The sequence below is a fragment of the Rhizobium sp. N731 genome (assembly GCF_001664145.1).
Lineage (GTDB): Bacteria > Pseudomonadota > Alphaproteobacteria > Rhizobiales > Rhizobiaceae > Rhizobium > Rhizobium esperanzae.
This window is the reverse complement of record NZ_CP013601.1, coordinates 3,228,046-3,243,444: the sequence shown is the minus strand read 5'-3', so window position 1 is coordinate 3,243,444 and position 15,399 is coordinate 3,228,046. Positions and strand designations below refer to the sequence as shown.

Below are 15,399 nucleotides of genomic sequence, written 5' to 3'. Positions count from 1 at the left end.
GATGATCTGTGTCTTAAAATCCGAAATCCATATCCGTTCGTCCGGAACTTGTGCGACGCACAATTCCCGGTGAAACGTTTGTGACGCGCTTGAAGGCGCGCGCGAAAGACGCCTCGGATTCATAGCCCAGGCGGGAGGCAACCTCAGCAACCGACAGGCCGTTTTGCGCCAACAAATCGCGGGCAAGCTGCATACGCAGACGGGCGAGATAATGTGCCGCGCCTTCTCCCAAAATAGCACTGAAGCGCTCGGCGAAAATCGAGCGCGACTGGCCTGCCACACCAGCGAGGCTTTCGAGGGTCCAGTTATGACCGGGATCCCGGTGCATGGCCGCCAACACACGACCGATATTGGGATCGCGGATGGCGGCGAGCCAGCCGGTGGTCGAGGCTCCGCTGCAATTGACCCAGCAGCGGATAAGTCGGGCTGCGAGCAAGTCCGCCATACGCGACAAGACCGTCGCGCTTCCCATCTGGGGCTGTGTCGCCTCCGCGGACATAGCGGCCAGCAGGGGCCCTACGACCGAGTCGTTACCGGCCACATCGCAGCCCTTTATGATTGGCGGCATCAGGGCGATCAAGGGGTTAAGCGCATGGGCGCCCAAAGTCATAGAGCCGCAGAAGAGAGTGCTGGTGGCACCCGTTCCTTCACGTAGGACGTCGCAGACGTTGCTGCCCAATTTTGTAATCTGACAGCTTTTAAGCGAGTCGCCCTCAACATTCGGCGCGCTCGCCAATCGATGTGCGATGCCTTGCGGCAGCAGCACCAGGTCGCCATCATTCAATTCCTGCCATCCTTCGACTTCGGTATGGATCCAGCACGGACCCTGGCTGACGAAGTGAAAACGAAGCAGTTGTTGCTGCGGAAAGGCGATGCTCCATGGATGCCTGAGTTCGCAGCGGCCATAGTTCACCCCACTCAAGCGAAAGTCTTGCAGGACTTCGCTCAGGGCATCCATTGGGATAGTCGACGGCGACAGCGGCGGGGACGGATGGTCAAGCATGAAGCCAATTTAGGGCTCAAGCGTCCGGCAATCAAGCGGGCTGGTGGCGGCGCGGTGTTTGCTAGGCGGGTACGATAGCGGGCTGTCAACCGGCCAGAGGCCATATCTCTCGAATAAGAGCGGTGAGCGGGCGCCGGCAAGGCTCCGGCGCGATCGTCAACTGCTCTTCGCTCGGCGGCCTGGTCGGCCTGCCCAAGCGCGCCGCCTGGGCGGACAGTCCGATGCCATGGATGAAAGCATGAAACAGCAGCCGATCGGCCGGCTCGGACGTGTCGAATAGGTCGCCGCTGCTGTGCTCTGGCTATGCAGCCCAACGGCGAGCTTCATCATCGGTTTCGCGCCACCGTCGATGGCGGCTTTACGGCGCATTGATTCCTCAGGCTTCCGCCACCGCTGCGAAGGAGGCTTCGATCTCCTCAACTGTGTGCGTACAGGAACCGGGAAACCTAACCGCATGCTGCCGTTTGCGGTATTGCCATCACCGCAATGAGAAAAAGGCCGGACATCCCACCAGATGCTCCGGCCTCCCAATATTAAGACCGAAAGTTCGGCCTTTTCTCCTTTAAATCAATCGGCGCTCAGGCGCGTTCGCGGCGCTGGCCACCGTTGCGGGAGCCCGCGCCGCCGCGGCGGTTGCCGCCATTGCCGTCGCGGCGCTGTTCGCCGCCCTGTGCCTGATGCGGTCCGCGATCTTCGCCGTGCTTGCGGGCCGGGCGGCCGTGAGCGTGGCGGCCGTTGCCGCGGTGATGGCCGCTCGGTTCGCCACTGGCATGATGGCCATTGGGGCCGTTATGCGCAGGGCGCTGCGGCTTTGCCGGGCGGAAATCGGAGGTCGATGCCAGATCGTTGTCGGGGCCGAAATCCGGGGCCGCTTCGCCGCGGCGCTGACCGCGGAAGTCCTCGTTGCGGTTTGGGCGCTCGGGACGCGGACGGCGCTCACGGCGTTCCTCGCCGCCGGCACGGATTTCGCTGCCTTCGCCGTCGCGGCGCGGGCGGCGTTCCTGGCGGCTGCCGCGATGTTCCGAACGGTTGGCATCGCCACGGCCTTCGCCGCGGCCCTGGCCGCCGCCGCGATTGCGGTTGTTGCCATTGCCGTTGCCGCGGCGCGGGCCGCCAGCGCTGATATGTGCCGGCGGTTCGCCGCTTGCGACCGTGATGTCGATGCCCATCAGGCGTTCGATATCACGCAGCAGCTTGGCTTCGTCGGGGGCGCAGAAGGCGATGGCAATACCGTCGCGGCCGGCGCGCGCCGTGCGGCCGATACGATGGACATAGGCGTCCGGCACCTCGGGCAGGTCGTAGTTGTAGACGTGACTGACGGCCGGGATGTCGATGCCGCGGGCGGCGACGTCGGTGGCGATCAGCGTCTTGATGCTGCCGTCGCGGAAGGCCTTCAGCGCCCGCTCGCGCTGACCCTGGCTCTTGTTGCCGTGGATCGAGGCGACGGAATAGCCGATATTGTCGAGGTGCTTCATCAACTTCTCGGCGCCGTGCTTGGTGCGCAGGAAGACGATGGCGCGGCCGTCGGGGTTTTCGGTCAGCGACTTGCGCAGCAGTTCGGTCTTGTCGTTCTTGCCGGCGACGAAATGCACATACTGCTCGACCTTGTCGGCAGCCTTGCCCGGAGGCGTGACTTCGACCTTGACGGGATCGACGAGATATTCGCCGGCGAGATCGGCGATCGCCTTCGGCATGGTGGCCGAAAACAGCATGGTCTGGCGCTTCTTCGGCACCAGCTTGGCGATCTTGCGCAGGTCGTGCACGAAGCCGAGGTCGAGCATCTGATCGGCTTCGTCGAGCACGAGATAACGCACTGTCGTCAAGGTGATGGCGCGGCGGTTGACGAGGTCGAGCAAGCGGCCTGGCGTGGCAACAAGGATGTCGGTGCCCTTTTCGAGCTGCAGCTGCTGCTTGTTGATCGACACACCGCCGACGACGACGTTGATGCGCAGCGGCGACTTGCGGATGAACTTCTTCAGGTTCTCGGCGATCTGGTTCACCAGCTCGCGAGTCGGCGCCAGGATCAGTGTCCGCGTCGTACGGTTGTCGGGGCGGCGCTCGTCAGCGAGCAGCTTTTCGATGAGCGGCAGGCCGAACGCGGCGGTCTTGCCGGTGCCGGTCTGGGCAAGGCCGATCAGATCGCGGCCTGATATGAGGAGTGGAATGGACTGTTCCTGGATCGGCGTCGGCGTTTCGATGCCGAGCTGGAACAAGGTGGCGACGATCGGCTTGGAGACACCAAGCGATTCAAAATTAGTCAAGGTATAACCTTTCGGGGCGCCACAACGACTAGCGCCGGAACGCACCATGCGATCCGGTTTCATTCTGGCGTCAAGAACCCCGCGTGAAGTGGGAACTTGCAAGTTGGAAAAAGCTTTCCAGCGCTTCTGACCGCTTCTTGGGAGTGCGGCCTCAATCGAAATGCGCTTTTGTCCCTTCTTCCTGCGTTTCGTATTTTCTAGCAGGGGCACGCTCACGCGGCGGCCGGAAGGGTGAAAGCTGAGCCGCATTTGGGCTAGTTTGCGCTGAAAGTCAAGTGCAGTGCACAAAAAGCCTTAGCTCGGGTCGCGCGACGGCATCATCAGGATGAAGCTTTCAGACGCGCTCTCCGCGCCATTCACGAGGATGGCGATGCGGTGTTGCCCGGGATAATAGCGCCGCGTCGTGATCGGCCGCATGGCGTGGCGGCGCTCGATCGCCTGGCTCTGTCCGGGAGCAAGCATGATCGTCTTGCACTTGAAGACCTTCGGCGACAGCGAGCCGTCAGCCTTCATATGGTGGATGGCGTAGTCGATCATCACCGATTGCGCGGCCTTGCCGACATTGGTCACCCGGATCTCGAAATCCAGCCCTTCGCCGAACATTACCTCGCCGCTGATGAGGCGCAGTTCGCTTTCGAGCGACGCGGCTGCGCCGAAGCCGAAATTGGCGAGCGCCTGAGCATGGCCCTTCTTCAGGAGCGTGCGCGAGGCATGTTTCAGCAGCCGGCGGCGTTCAGCGGAGGCGTCCTGGATATGGCCGGCGATGAATGCGGCGACCAGATCCGGATGATCCTTGGCGATATCGTTCAGGCTGTTGGCGACGGAGCGGCGCACATAATCTTCCGGATCGTCCATCAGCGCCGTCAGAATCGGCAGGATTGGCGCGGGATCCTTGACGAGCTGCGGCAGGCGCATGGCCCAGGGCAGACGCGGCCGCGTTCCTTCGCTCGCCAGCCGGCGCACATGCTGATCGGGATCGTCGACCCAGCCGGAAATGACCGCGAGCGCGCGCTGCTGGTCGCGATGGATGAAGGGACGGATACCGAATTCGGCGGTGAAATGCGGCGTCAGCGCCTTGAGCAGATCGAGGCCAAGCTCGAAATGATCGAGGCCGCGCGCAGCGATGAATTGGTTGACCGGTAGCAGCATCCAGCCGGACAGTCCTGGCCTGGCTAATGTAGGCAGGCTCGCCTTCAGGATGGCGGCTGCTTCAATAAAATCGTCCGGAAGGGTGGCAAACAGCGCGTCGCGGATCAGCGCCGAACGTTCCATCAGCTCCAGCGCATCTAGCCCATCGGTCGCCAACCGCATGAAACGCTCCTCGTCGAAGGCCGGAGCGTTGGCGGCGATGCGGTCGGCCATATCGCCGACCAGCCCCGAATGCAGCAGGTTCTTGAGCGGTTCCGGCATGCTGATCCTCTCGCGATCTTTCAGCGCAGCGGCGCTGTCGATTTCCTGGGAATGAGTGTCGGAGCCGAAATCCGGATGCGGTCGTCGACGGAACCGCCATCACCCGCAAGGAGATCAAGGGCATTTGCAGCGATCTGCTCGAACGGGACGCGCAACGTCGTGAGCGGCGTAGGAAGGTGGCTGACGATCGGAATGTCGTTGTAACCGACGATCGAGATATCCTGCGGTATGGAAAGGCCAAGTTTGGTCAACCCCGACAAGGCGCCGATGGCGGTATTGTCGTTGACGGCAAAAATAGCGGTGGGGCGTGGGCTGAGGTTCATCAGCGTCTCGACGGCGACGGCGCCGGACTCGATGCCGAATGTCGAGGGGATGATACAGGAGGGATCCACAGCCAGTCCCGCTTCTTTGAGTGCTTGGCTGAAACCCTCCACGCGACCTCGCGAACTGGAGGCATAAGACGGGCCGGCAATGACGCCAATCCTGCGATGGCCGAGGTCGAGCAGGTGGCGCGCCGCGAGGTAGCCGCCCAGCCTGTCATCGCCGACGGAGGAGAGGCTGTGGCCGTCGGTTCGCAGCGCCAGCACATAGGGAACACCACGTCTCGCCAGCTCGTCCGGAAAGTCGTCATCTTCCCGCGCCGTGGAAAGGATCAGTCCATCGACGCCGCGTCTCAGCAGAGACTCGGCGGCAAGCCGGTCGGCCTTCGGCTTGTCGTCGGTGGTGGCGACGATAGCGAAGCGGCCGGTACGGCTGCAGGCTTTCGCCAGCGCTTCGTAAAGCATGGCCATGACCGTATCCGTCAGCCTCGGCACGATCACGCCGACCGTCATGGTGTTGCCGCGCCTGAGGCTCGCTGCCGAAACGTCCCTGACGTAGCCAAGCTCTTCAGCCACCTTGCGAACGCGCCGGGCGGTCTCGCTGTCGGAGCGGGGAAGCCGCTCGTCCAGGATGCGGGATACGGTGGATTTGGAAACGCCGGCTGCGGCAGCCACGTCAAGAATGGTGACGCGGCTTTGTCCGGGAGTTTCGTCCGCCTTTGAATTCATTGAAGCTTTTCCATTCGAGTCGCGGCAGTCCGGCGCCGTATGCGAACATGCACTAAAAAAAGAATTGACTCCAGATAATTCGAGAACGATAGTGGGAACGTTCCCAATAACGATCCCGTCGCTGATCGTGAATGAACAGCGATCGCAAAGGAGGAGATCAAGATGCAACCAATGGATCTGCGCGGGCTAAGCCCGGCGCCTGTTACCGCTTTCACCCGCGACGGCGAAGTCGATCACAAGGCCAACGCAAAGATCGCCAAATGGCTGGTTTCGATGGAAGGGGTCAAAAGCCTCGTCATTCTCGGCCATGCCGGCGAGGGCACTTTCCTTACCGAGGAGGAGAGGCTCGCTCTTATCCGTACTTACGTCGAGGCGGTCGACGGCGCCGTGCCGATCATTGCCGGGATCACCGGCGAGGGTACCAAGGTTGCTGCGGAAGAGGCGAAAAGGTGCAAGGCTGCCGGCGCCACTGGTGCACTGGTCTATCCAAACCATGGCTGGCTGCGCTTCGGCTTTCAGAAGGGCGCGCCTCAGGATCGCTACAAGGCGATCTGGCAGGAATCCGGCCTGCAGTGCATCCTGTTCCAGTATCCGGACGCCACCAAGGCATCCTACGATCTCGATACGCAGGTGGCCATCGCCACGCAGGAAGGCGTCGTCGCCACCAAGAACGGCGTGCGCAATATGAAGCGTTGGTACGTCGAAATTCCGGAACTGAAGAAGGCCAACCCCGATCTTCAGATTCTGAGCTGCCACGACGAATGGCTGCTGCCGACCATGTTCGACGTCGACGGCCTGCTGGTCGGCTACGGCAATATCGCGCCGGAACTGCTGATCGACTTGATCAAGGCAGGCAAGGCGCAGAACTATCCGGAGGCGCGCAAGATTTTCGAACGCCTTCTGCCGGTGACGCGGGCCGTCTATCACCGCGGCTCACACATGGAAGGCACCGTGGCGCTCAAACTCGGCCTCGTGCATCGCGGTATTCTCGACCATGCGACGATCCGCGAGCCGCTGAAGAATCTCGGCGAAAGGGCCGAAGCGGAAATTTTTGCCGCCTTCGATGCCGCCGGTATTGGCCGCGTCGACCAGCTTCTGGCTGCCGAGTGATGCATTCGACGCTTCTGCGCATGGCGCAGGAGCGTCATTGCGATGGGAAGGAGAAGCCGTGGACGGCATCTCCTTTTGAAGCCCATGGTACTGACAGGACAAGCTGACACGCAGCAATAAACATCGAACAGAAGCGCCCCTGGCCGGGAGAGTGGTAGCCACGGGGCGAGAAGGAGGAACCAATGAATGTCATGCAGCCTATGCCGGCCGAGGCGGCGAATGCCGCTGATCAACAGGCCGAAATCAGCGCTCGCCTGGAGCGTCTTCCCATCACCCGCGAGGTCTTCTGGGCGCGCAATATCATCGGTGCAGCCACGTTTTTCGACGGCTATACGGTGATCGCTATCGCTTATGCCATGCCTGTGCTGGTGCGCGAGTGGGGGCTCAGCCCCTCACAGACCGGCATGATCCTGTCGATGGGCTATCTCGGCCAATTGATTGGCGCCGTCCTATTCGGTTGGCTCGCCGAGAAGATCGGCCGGCTGAAAGTTCTTCTGTTCACGATCCTGCTCTTCGTCAGCATGGACGTCGCCTGCCTGTTTGCCGCCGGCGCCGGCATGATGATGGCCTTCCGGTTCGTCCAGGGGATCGGCACGGGCGGCGAGGTGCCTGTCGCCAGCGCCTATATCAATGAGCTGATCGGATCGAAGGGGCGCGGCAAATTCTTCCTTCTCTACGAGGTCATGTTCCTGCTCGGCCTGGTCGGCGCCGGGCTGATCGGCTACTTCATGGTGCCGGTCTACGGCTGGAAGGCGATGTTCGTCGTCGGCCTCGTTCCCGCAATCCTGATGATCCCGTTGCGCTGGTTCCTGAAGGAGTCACCGCGCTGGCTGGCCGCAAACGGTCGCTACCAGGAAGCCGACGCGATCGTCACCCGTATGGAAGAGAGTGCACGCGCAGCCGGCAAGGAGCTGCCCGAGCCGAAGCGGGTCCAGGCGCCGGTCCGCCGTACATCCGACTGGCGGGAGCTGTTCCAGGGCATCTATCTGAAGCGGACGCTTTCCATCTGGGCCATGTGGTTCACCGCCTATACGGTCGCCAACGGCACGATCACCTGGCTGCCGACGCTCTATCGGCAGGTCTTCAACCTTCCGCTGCAGACTAGCATTTTCTATGGGTTCCTGACGTCACTGGGAGGCGTGATCGCTGCCGTCATCTGCGCGCTGCTCATCGACAAGGTGGGACGCAAGCGCTGGTACACCGGCGCACTGCTTCTGGCTCCGCTGCCCCTTCTGACCCTCGCATGGCTAGGCGCAACCTCCGCCATTCAGGTTCTGGTGCTTGGCGGTCTTGCCTATGCCATCGTCCAGACCGTCACCTTCTCGCTCTATCTCTATTCGGCGGAAATCTACCCGACGCGTCTCAGGGCGCTCGGAACAGGAACCGGCAGCGCCTGGCTTCGCCTGGGCTCGTCGACCGGCCCGATCATCGTCGGCACGCTGATGTCTTCGCTGGGCATCCAATATGTGTTCGCGAGTTTCGCAGCCATTCTGATCGTCGGGGCGATCGTGACGATGCTGTTTGCCGTGGAAACCAAGGGCCGCGTTCTGGAGGAGCTTTCTCCGTAACGGATGCAGCTCTGGTGGAAGCAATCGATCTGGCAGGCGAACGCCCGCCAGATCAGCTTGTTGGCTAGCGCCGCCGGGAGGTCAAGCGGCGCCGGGTGTGGATTGCTCTATTCCGGGCATACCTTGACGCGATAGGGCTCGCCCCAGCGATCGTACCGCCATTCGATATGGCAGTAATGCGGCCGGTAATAGGTTCGGTAGACGGGATAAGGGCGATCGACAGGGTAGGCCGGATAGACCGGATAGGCGGGGCGAGCGGCTTCCGACAGCAGGGCGCCGCCGACGACGCCGGCGGCGAGGCCGCCCCAGAAGGCATCGCGCGGATGGGCATCGGCGGTGGTGGCGGTGGCGAGCGAGGCGCCGGCAAAGGTCAGCGCGATCAGGCCCGTCGCCATGGTCTTATGAAGAACGGACATGGTATTTTCCTTGATTTAGACTGGCTTCTATAAAGCCATGGCCAGACTCCGCCCGGATCGCGGCGGAGCGATGGCTGCACAAAGGCGGCACGCATTAAATTTTCGTCATGATTTCAACGGATCACAAGGCGGCAAGGCATTGATCGCGCGTTGTGGGGCGCAGCCGATGGCGACATCTTGTCTCCTGCGAGTCCGGACCGCCAAACGAAGATACTTCAGCTCATCGATCTGGCTTGCAAATTTCGTCTGCTGAAATTTATGGTTAAAACCTTGTTAAAAGCCTTGGCGTTATAGTCTTTGTCGCTGATATTCCATTCATTGCGGGAGCGACAATTTCTTGAAATCAGCCGGGGACATTCTGGAATTGGCTTGCCGCCGGATCGCAGATCTGGACACCCCGGCCTATGTCAAGAACAGCGAGCTGCGCTATATCGCCGTCAACGGGGCCTATGCCGATTTCCTCGGCCGCGAGATTTCCGATTTCATCGGCAGGCGCAGCCGTGAACTCTTCGACCGCCCCGAGGAAGAGGACCGCGAGGACAAGGAGCGCCGCGCGCTGGTGTTCGGCACCGAGGAAAACGCCATCTGTTACGATGCCGAGGGCCTTGGCCACCAGCGCATCCAGATCGAAAGCTTCTCGCCGTCGCCGGAGCGGATTTATGTGCTCGGCATCTTCGAAGCCCGCGAACGCCGTGCCGTTGCTCTTGGGGGGATTGCCGGCAACCCCGAGATTGGCGGTAGCTCCAGGACTGTAAACGATTCCGGAAATGCCGCCGACCTCGCCCAGGTGCGCGAGGCGCTGGAAAATCTCAGTCATCCGATCGGCATCTTTGCGGCGGACGGACGCCCGCTGGTCGTCAACGCAGCCTATCGCAACGGCGCGACGCCCGTGGCCGCCGGCGAATCGGCCTGGGGAGAGAGCGTCAACGAACTCGACGTTCTCCGCACCGTCCTGGAGGACCTGCCGGTGGCGGTTTTCGTTCGCGACGACAAGCACCGCCTGGTCTATGCCAACAAATATTATGAGACCTTCAGCGGCCGCGCCCGCTCCGAGTACCTGGGAATGACCGAACACGAAATGTTCGGGCCGGAAGGTGCTGAGGCGATCTACCAGGAAAACCTGCTGGCGCTCAGGGACGGCATTTCGGTGGAGCTCGAGAGCGAGATGCCGAGCAATAGCGGCCATGTTTATCCCGTCATCTCGCGCGTCAACCGTGTCATGACGGCGGATGGGCGAACCTATGTCGTCGGCTCCTTTTCTGACATCTCACCGCTCAAGGAACGCGAAAAGGCGCTGATTGAATCGCGCAAGCAGCAAGAAATACTGCATCGGGACATCGAGAGCATTCTGCGTTCGCTGCCGATCGGCGTGCTGATCCTCGATAACGACCACCAGATTCTCTACGTCAACGACGAATTCTACAGCATCTGGGAACTGCCGCTCGACGATCGCTTCGACGGCCGCCCGTTCATCGACGTCATCCGCCGTAATGACGAGCTCGGCCGCTACGACGGGACGCAGACGCCGGAAGAGATCTACGCCTTCCGCAAACATCTGTTCGAAGCCGAAGAGCCCGAGCCGATCGAGCTTGGCTGGGCGGGCGGCAAATCCGTGATCTTCGACAGCCGCCGCATCTCCAACGACCGCATCCTGCTGACCTATGCCGATATTTCGGCGGTGCGCGACCGGGAAAAGGAAATCCACGAGACGCGCGCAGCCCTCGAACGGCTCGGCGAAATGATGCGCGACGCGACGCACGCCATGTCGCAGGGTCTTGCCATCGTCCAGGACGGCATCATCAAGATGTCCAACGAGGCGATAGCCGACATCCTACAGATCCCGCCGCACTATATCGAGGCCGGCCAGGGCTGGCTCGGCATGTTCGAATTCTGCGCGGCGCGCGGCGATTTCCACGATGCGGCGGATGAGATCCTGCAGGAGTGGCGGGCGAATATCGCGGCCAGGCAGCCGATTTCCACCGTCTTCCATGTCGGCGGCGAGCGCTGGGTGAATATGGATGCGACGGTCAGCCGGGGACAGCATTGGGTGGCGCTGTTCACCGACGTCACCGAACTCAAGAGCCGCGAGGAGGAACTGCGCCAGCTCCTCTCGCGCGCCGAAGCCGCCGACCGCGCCAAGTCCGAATTCCTCGCCAATATGAGCCACGAAATCCGCACGCCGATGAACGGTGTGCTCGGCATGGCGGAGCTGCTGGCCAAGACCAATCTCGACACGCGCCAGAAGACCTTCATCGATATCATCGTCAAGTCAGGCAATGCGCTGCTGACGATTATCAACGACATCCTCGATTTCTCGAAGATCGATGCCGGGCAGATGAAACTGCGCAAAGCCGCCTTCGATATCACCGAAGCGGTGGAGGATGTGGCGACGCTCCTCTCCTCGCATGCCGCCGAGAAGAATATCGAGCTCCTGGTGCGGGCAGCACCAGACCTGCCGGCCGCGGTGATCGGAGACGCCGGGCGTTTCCGCCAGATCGTCACCAATCTCGTCGGCAACGCCGTCAAGTTCACCGAGCGCGGCCATGTCTTCGTCGATGTCGGCTTCGAGACGATCGCTGGCGGGGAGATCATGGCGATCATCCGCATCGAGGATACCGGTATTGGCATTCCCCAAGAAAAGCTCGACTCGGTCTTCGACAAGTTTTCGCAGGTCGACACCTCGTCGACCCGCCGGCATGAGGGAACGGGGCTCGGCCTTGCGATCACTGCCGGCCTCGTCGATCTCTTCGGCGGCTATATCAATGTCGAGAGCGAATGGGGCAGGGGCTCGGTCTTCACCGTCAACCTGCCTTTTGCGGTGGCGGCCGCCCGCCTCGAACCGAAGCCGCTGCCGATCAATGTGCAGGGCGCGCGCATCCTCGTCGTCGACGACAATGAAGTGAACCGACGCATCCTGACCGAGCAGCTTTCACTCTGGGGCTTCGACGGGGTGGCTGCCGAGGGTGGCGGCACCGGTCTTGCAATCCTCGAGGCAGCGGCCGATCTCGGTATCACCGTCGATGCCGTCGTGCTCGATTATCACATGCCCGACATGAACGGCGCCGACGTCGCGCGCCGGCTGCGCGCCGATCCCCGCTTCGTCGAGCTGCCGATCATCTTCCTCACCTCGATGGATATTTCGGGCACGGAAAAGGAATTCGCGGCGCTGAACGGCCATGCGCATCTGATGAAGCCGGCACGCGCCAACGTGCTGCGCAACACTGTCGTCGAGGTCGTCCGCGCCCGCCGCGTCAAACAGGCCTCGGAAGCCGAGATCGCCCGGCTGCGGGCGGAAGCGGCCGTGCCGGCGCCTGCGCTTGCAACTGCACCCGAGCCGCAAAAGCGGGCGGCCGAATTCGTCGATGTGCTGGTTGCCGAAGACAACGAGGTCAACCAGATCGTGTTTACCCAGATCCTGCAGTCGACGGGGCTTTCCTTCCTGGTCGTCAACAATGGGCAGGAGGCGGTCGCCGCCTGGGAAAGCCACACGCCGCGCATCATCATGATGGACGTCTCGATGCCCGTCATGAACGGCCATGAAGCGACCCGGACGATCCGCGAGAGGGAAAAGGGGCAGGGCCACCGGGTGCCGATCATCGGCGTCACCGCCCATGCGCTCGAAAGCGACCGCGAAGCCTGCCTCGACGCCGGCATGGACGATTACATGTCGAAGCCGATCAGCCCGGAACTTCTGGAGGAGAAGATCCGGCTATGGCTCGGCAAGGATGAACTGCAGCCGGAGCGCACCAGCTACTGATCGCCATCAAATGGCAGTCGCAGGATTTATCGGGCGGGCACCTTGGTGCCGCAGAGCATTTCGCGCTTGCCGGCGAAGCCCGTGCGGCGTTCCACGGCAAAGCCGGCGGCGATGAGGTTGCGTCGCACGAAGCCGGCCGCGGCGTAAGTTGCGAAGGTGCCGCCGGCCACGGTCTTTTCGTTAACCTCACGCATCAGCTCTTCCGACCACATGTCGCCGTTGCGCGAGGGCGCGAAACCGTCGAGATACCAGGCGTCGAAGCCGGGTTTTGCCGCGGCGACGCCGTCGAGTGCCGCGCTGCAGACGACGCTGAGCCGCGTCTGGGCATCGAGATCGAGCGAGACGGTTCCGGCAGGCGTTTGCGGCCAGGCCGCCGTCAGCGCCTCGCGTTCCACATCGATCTCCGGCCAGTGCGAGAGCGCCCGGCCGATCTCTTCGCCGCGCATCGGATGAAGTTCGAAGGAGATGAAATGAAGGTGCTGGCCGTGTTCACGGTGAAGCTTCCATTGCCGCCAGGTCTCGGCGAAGTTCAAGCCGGTGCCGAAGCCAAGTTCGCCGATGACAAAAGCCCGCCGGCCGTTCCAACGCTCCGGCAGGCCGTTGCCGGCGAGGAAGACATGGCCGCATTCCAGACGGCCATCGGTCTGGCAATAAAAATGATCGCCAAAGGCGGTGGAATAGGGCATATCGCCGTCGCGCCATTCGAGCGGCTGCGGCGCGCCCGCGCCAATCTGATCGGGGTTCACGTCTCTCATGGAAAAAGCCGATAGTCCTGCACCGGCGTCCGGTCAATCTTCTTGCGACTTGCTGATCGTCGGCGGCGGCATCATGGGTCTCTGGGCGGCCGTTCATGCCGAACGCTGCGGTATGAGCACCATCCTCGCCGACGCCGGTAGATTGGGCGGAGGCGCGAGCGGCGGCCTGCTCGGCGCGCTGATGCCGCATATGCCGGACCGGTGGTCGGAGAAAAAGCAATTCCAGTTCGATGCGCTGGTCTCGCTCGAAACCGAAATCACCGCGCTGGAAGCCGAAACCGGGCTTTCGGCCGGCTACAACAGGTCCGGGCGGCTGATCCCGTTGCCGAAACCGCATCTCAACCGCATCGCCCGCGGCCATTCCGAAGATGCCGAGCGCCACTGGCGGGCTGGCGAGCGCCGCTTCCACTGGCATGTGCTCGACAGGCCGGATGTCGAGGGCTGGGTCGAGGCCTCTGCCGGCGAGAGCGGTTTCGTGCACGATACGCTCGCCGCCCGTGTTGCGCCCCGCTCGTTGATCTCAGCGCTGGTCGCCTTCCTGCGGCGGGCAAGGCAGGTGCGCATCATGGAAAATGCCGTTGTCGCCGATCTCAATCCCGATCGCGGGACGGCCGAGATCGGCGGCGAAATCATCACGTTCGGCCGCTGCATCCTGGCCGCCGGCTATCGGTCCTTTCCCGTGCTGCAGGGGCTGACGCCGGGCTTGAAGCAGCCGCTCGGCCAGCCGGTGAAAGGGCAGGCGGCGCTGTTGAAAGCAGATGTCGACCCGGCGTTACCGACGATCTTCCTCGATGGACTCTATGTCGTCGCGCATGAGGGCGGGCATGCGGCGATCGGCAGCACCAGCGAAAACCGTTTCGACGACCCCCTCTCGACCGATGCCCAGCTCGACGCGTTGATCGAGGCGGCGCGGGCGATCGTGCCGGCGCTCCGCAGCGCCCCTGTCATCGAACGTTGGGCGGGGCTTCGCCCAAAAGCCATCGACCGCGATCCAATGATCGGCCGCCACCCCATCCATCCCCGACTGATCGCGCTGACCGGCGGTTTCAAGGTCAGCTTCGGGCTGGCTCACCGGCTGGCGGAGGCTGCGGTTTGTATCGCAGGCGATAGAGATTGCCAATTTCCGCTGCCGGAAAGCTTCGCGATTTTAAGCCACATCGCGGTCGCTTCACGTTAAACGTGAATTAGATACAGCTGCCTTTCGTTATTCTGTCATGCAAATCACCTATCTGCTTGCGCATCGGCAGCACCGGATTTTACCGGTGCTCACTTCCTTGATGGAGGAAATTGCATGCGCTATGCCATTTGCTTCACGCCTCCGGCGAGCGATCCCCTGTCGCTCATGGCCGCCAATTGGCTTGGCCGAAACGTGTTTTCGGGCGATATGGTGGAGCCTCCGGCCGTCCGCGGCCTCGGCATCCATGAGATCGCCTTTTATACCGCCGTACCGCGGCGCTATGGTTTTCACGGTGTTTTGAAGGCGCCTTTTCACCTGTCCGCCGACGCATCCGAGTCGCAACTCTTGCGCGATCTCATGCGGTTTGCCGGGACATACGCCCCTTTCCAGATTCCACGTCTCGAAATCGCCCGGCTCGGCAATTTCTACAGCCTGATGCCGAGCGCCCCCTGTGAGCAGATCCAGTATCTGGCTTCGGCGATCGTTCAGGAGTTCGATCGTTTCCGGGCGCCGCTGAGTGAGGCCGATATCGAACGAAGCGATCCCGATGGGTTGTCGGCGGCGCAATTCGCCAATCTGCATCGTTGGGGCAATCCTTACGTGATGGAGGAGTTCCGCTTCCATATGCCAGTGACAGGCCCCATCAACGCGATCGATATGTCCCGCATCGAGCCAGTGCTGGGAACGATCTTCGAGGCCGTCCTGAGGGAGCCGGTGATGGTTTCGAATGTGGCTTTGATGATCGAGGAGGGCACTGGCGGTCCCTTCCGCGTTCACTCGCTCCACCCGATGGGCAAGGTCAGCGCGCGCAGGATCGCCTGAGCAGATGTCGATCTAAGTGGTTGTGTCGAAAAGAGAAATCCTGCTGTGCAGTTTCCGTCTCGACATTCCGG

At 62.2% G+C, this 15,399-nt stretch carries 11 protein-coding genes; 5 read left to right on the top strand and 6 right to left on the bottom strand.

The annotated features are described in order from the left end of the window. Positions 1 to 13 precede the first annotated feature (13 nt). The 4 genes from AMK02_RS15930 to AMK02_RS15915 all read right to left on the bottom strand — a co-directional run bounded on the left by AMK02_RS15930 (position 14) and on the right by AMK02_RS15915 (position 5,723). Positions 14 to 1,003: an AraC family transcriptional regulator gene (locus AMK02_RS15930; protein WP_064939111.1), complete on the bottom strand. Its 990-nt coding sequence runs from the start codon at positions 1,001 to 1,003 to the stop codon at positions 14 to 16. A gap of 578 nt (positions 1,004 to 1,581) precedes the next feature. Continuing rightward, on the bottom strand, positions 1,582 to 3,312 hold the full coding sequence (locus AMK02_RS15925; protein ID WP_064804279.1) for a DEAD/DEAH box helicase: 1,731 nt from the start codon (positions 3,310 to 3,312) through the stop codon (positions 1,582 to 1,584). 246 nt (positions 3,313 to 3,558) lie between these two features. Then, positions 3,559 to 4,674, bottom strand: a complete 1,116-nt coding sequence (locus tag AMK02_RS15920) for a DNA alkylation repair protein (RefSeq protein ID WP_064804277.1) — start codon at positions 4,672 to 4,674, stop codon at positions 3,559 to 3,561. A 20-nt stretch (positions 4,675 to 4,694) separates the two neighbouring features. Next, the gene (locus AMK02_RS15915; protein WP_064804275.1) at positions 4,695 to 5,723 is read right to left on the bottom strand and encodes a LacI family DNA-binding transcriptional regulator; all 1,029 of its coding nucleotides are present in this window, start codon (positions 5,721 to 5,723) and stop codon (positions 4,695 to 4,697) included. A gap of 162 nt (positions 5,724 to 5,885) precedes the next feature. Here AMK02_RS15915 and AMK02_RS15910 point away from each other — a divergent pair, with 162 nt between their 5' ends. After that, positions 5,886 to 6,833: a dihydrodipicolinate synthase family protein gene (locus AMK02_RS15910; RefSeq protein ID WP_064804273.1), complete on the top strand. Its 948-nt coding sequence runs from the start codon at positions 5,886 to 5,888 to the stop codon at positions 6,831 to 6,833. A 182-nt stretch (positions 6,834 to 7,015) separates the two neighbouring features. Continuing rightward, positions 7,016 to 8,401, top strand: a complete 1,386-nt coding sequence (locus AMK02_RS15905) for an MFS transporter (RefSeq protein ID WP_064804271.1) — start codon at positions 7,016 to 7,018, stop codon at positions 8,399 to 8,401. Positions 8,402 to 8,508: 107 nt separating this feature from the next. On the opposite strand, the gene AMK02_RS15900 is transcribed toward AMK02_RS15905, so the two are convergent. Further along, entirely contained in the window at positions 8,509 to 8,817 is a 309-nt protein-coding gene (locus AMK02_RS15900) for a hypothetical protein (protein ID WP_064804269.1), read from the bottom strand. A 337-nt stretch (positions 8,818 to 9,154) separates the two neighbouring features. On the opposite strand from AMK02_RS15900, the gene AMK02_RS15895 reads away from it, so the two are divergent. Beyond that, positions 9,155 to 12,574, top strand: a complete 3,420-nt coding sequence (locus AMK02_RS15895) for a response regulator (protein ID WP_064804267.1) — start codon at positions 9,155 to 9,157, stop codon at positions 12,572 to 12,574. A gap of 26 nt (positions 12,575 to 12,600) precedes the next feature. Here the strand turns inward: AMK02_RS15895 and mnmD are convergent, their stop codons facing one another. After that, the gene (gene mnmD, locus AMK02_RS15890; protein ID WP_064804265.1) at positions 12,601 to 13,329 is read right to left on the bottom strand and encodes a tRNA (5-methylaminomethyl-2-thiouridine)(34)-methyltransferase MnmD; all 729 of its coding nucleotides are present in this window, start codon (positions 13,327 to 13,329) and stop codon (positions 12,601 to 12,603) included. Here mnmD and AMK02_RS15885 point away from each other — a divergent pair. Beyond that, complete coding sequence (locus tag AMK02_RS15885; protein ID WP_064804263.1) at positions 13,328 to 14,506, top strand: NAD(P)/FAD-dependent oxidoreductase; 1,179 nt, start codon at positions 13,328 to 13,330, stop codon at positions 14,504 to 14,506. The genes mnmD and AMK02_RS15885 overlap by 2 nt on opposite strands. Positions 14,507 to 14,620: 114 nt before the next feature. After that, on the top strand, positions 14,621 to 15,328 hold the full coding sequence (locus tag AMK02_RS15880; protein ID WP_064804262.1) for a DUF1045 domain-containing protein: 708 nt from the start codon (positions 14,621 to 14,623) through the stop codon (positions 15,326 to 15,328). Positions 15,329 to 15,399: the final 71 nt, after the last annotated feature.

What these genes read in the sequence shown, in the direction of transcription:
- AMK02_RS15930 (WP_064939111.1), bottom strand. Translation starts at nt 1,003, where the DNA reads ATGCTTGACCATCCGTCCCCGCCGCTGTCGCCGTCGACTATCCCAATG.
- AMK02_RS15925 (WP_064804279.1), bottom strand. Translation starts at nt 3,312, where the DNA reads ATGGTGCGTTCCGGCGCTAGTCGTTGTGGCGCCCCGAAAGGTTATACC.
- AMK02_RS15920 (WP_064804277.1), bottom strand. Translation starts at nt 4,674, where the DNA reads ATGCCGGAACCGCTCAAGAACCTGCTGCATTCGGGGCTGGTCGGCGAT.
- AMK02_RS15915 (WP_064804275.1), bottom strand. Translation starts at nt 5,723, where the DNA reads ATGAATTCAAAGGCGGACGAAACTCCCGGACAAAGCCGCGTCACCATT.
- AMK02_RS15910 (WP_064804273.1), top strand. Translation starts at nt 5,886, where the DNA reads ATGCAACCAATGGATCTGCGCGGGCTAAGCCCGGCGCCTGTTACCGCT.
- AMK02_RS15905 (WP_064804271.1), top strand. Translation starts at nt 7,016, where the DNA reads ATGAATGTCATGCAGCCTATGCCGGCCGAGGCGGCGAATGCCGCTGAT.
- AMK02_RS15900 (WP_064804269.1), bottom strand. Translation starts at nt 8,817, where the DNA reads ATGTCCGTTCTTCATAAGACCATGGCGACGGGCCTGATCGCGCTGACC.
- AMK02_RS15885 (WP_064804263.1), top strand. Translation starts at nt 13,328, where the DNA reads ATGGAAAAAGCCGATAGTCCTGCACCGGCGTCCGGTCAATCTTCTTGC.
- mnmD (WP_064804265.1), bottom strand. Translation starts at nt 13,329, where the DNA reads ATGAGAGACGTGAACCCCGATCAGATTGGCGCGGGCGCGCCGCAGCCG.
- AMK02_RS15880 (WP_064804262.1), top strand. Translation starts at nt 14,621, where the DNA reads ATGCGCTATGCCATTTGCTTCACGCCTCCGGCGAGCGATCCCCTGTCG.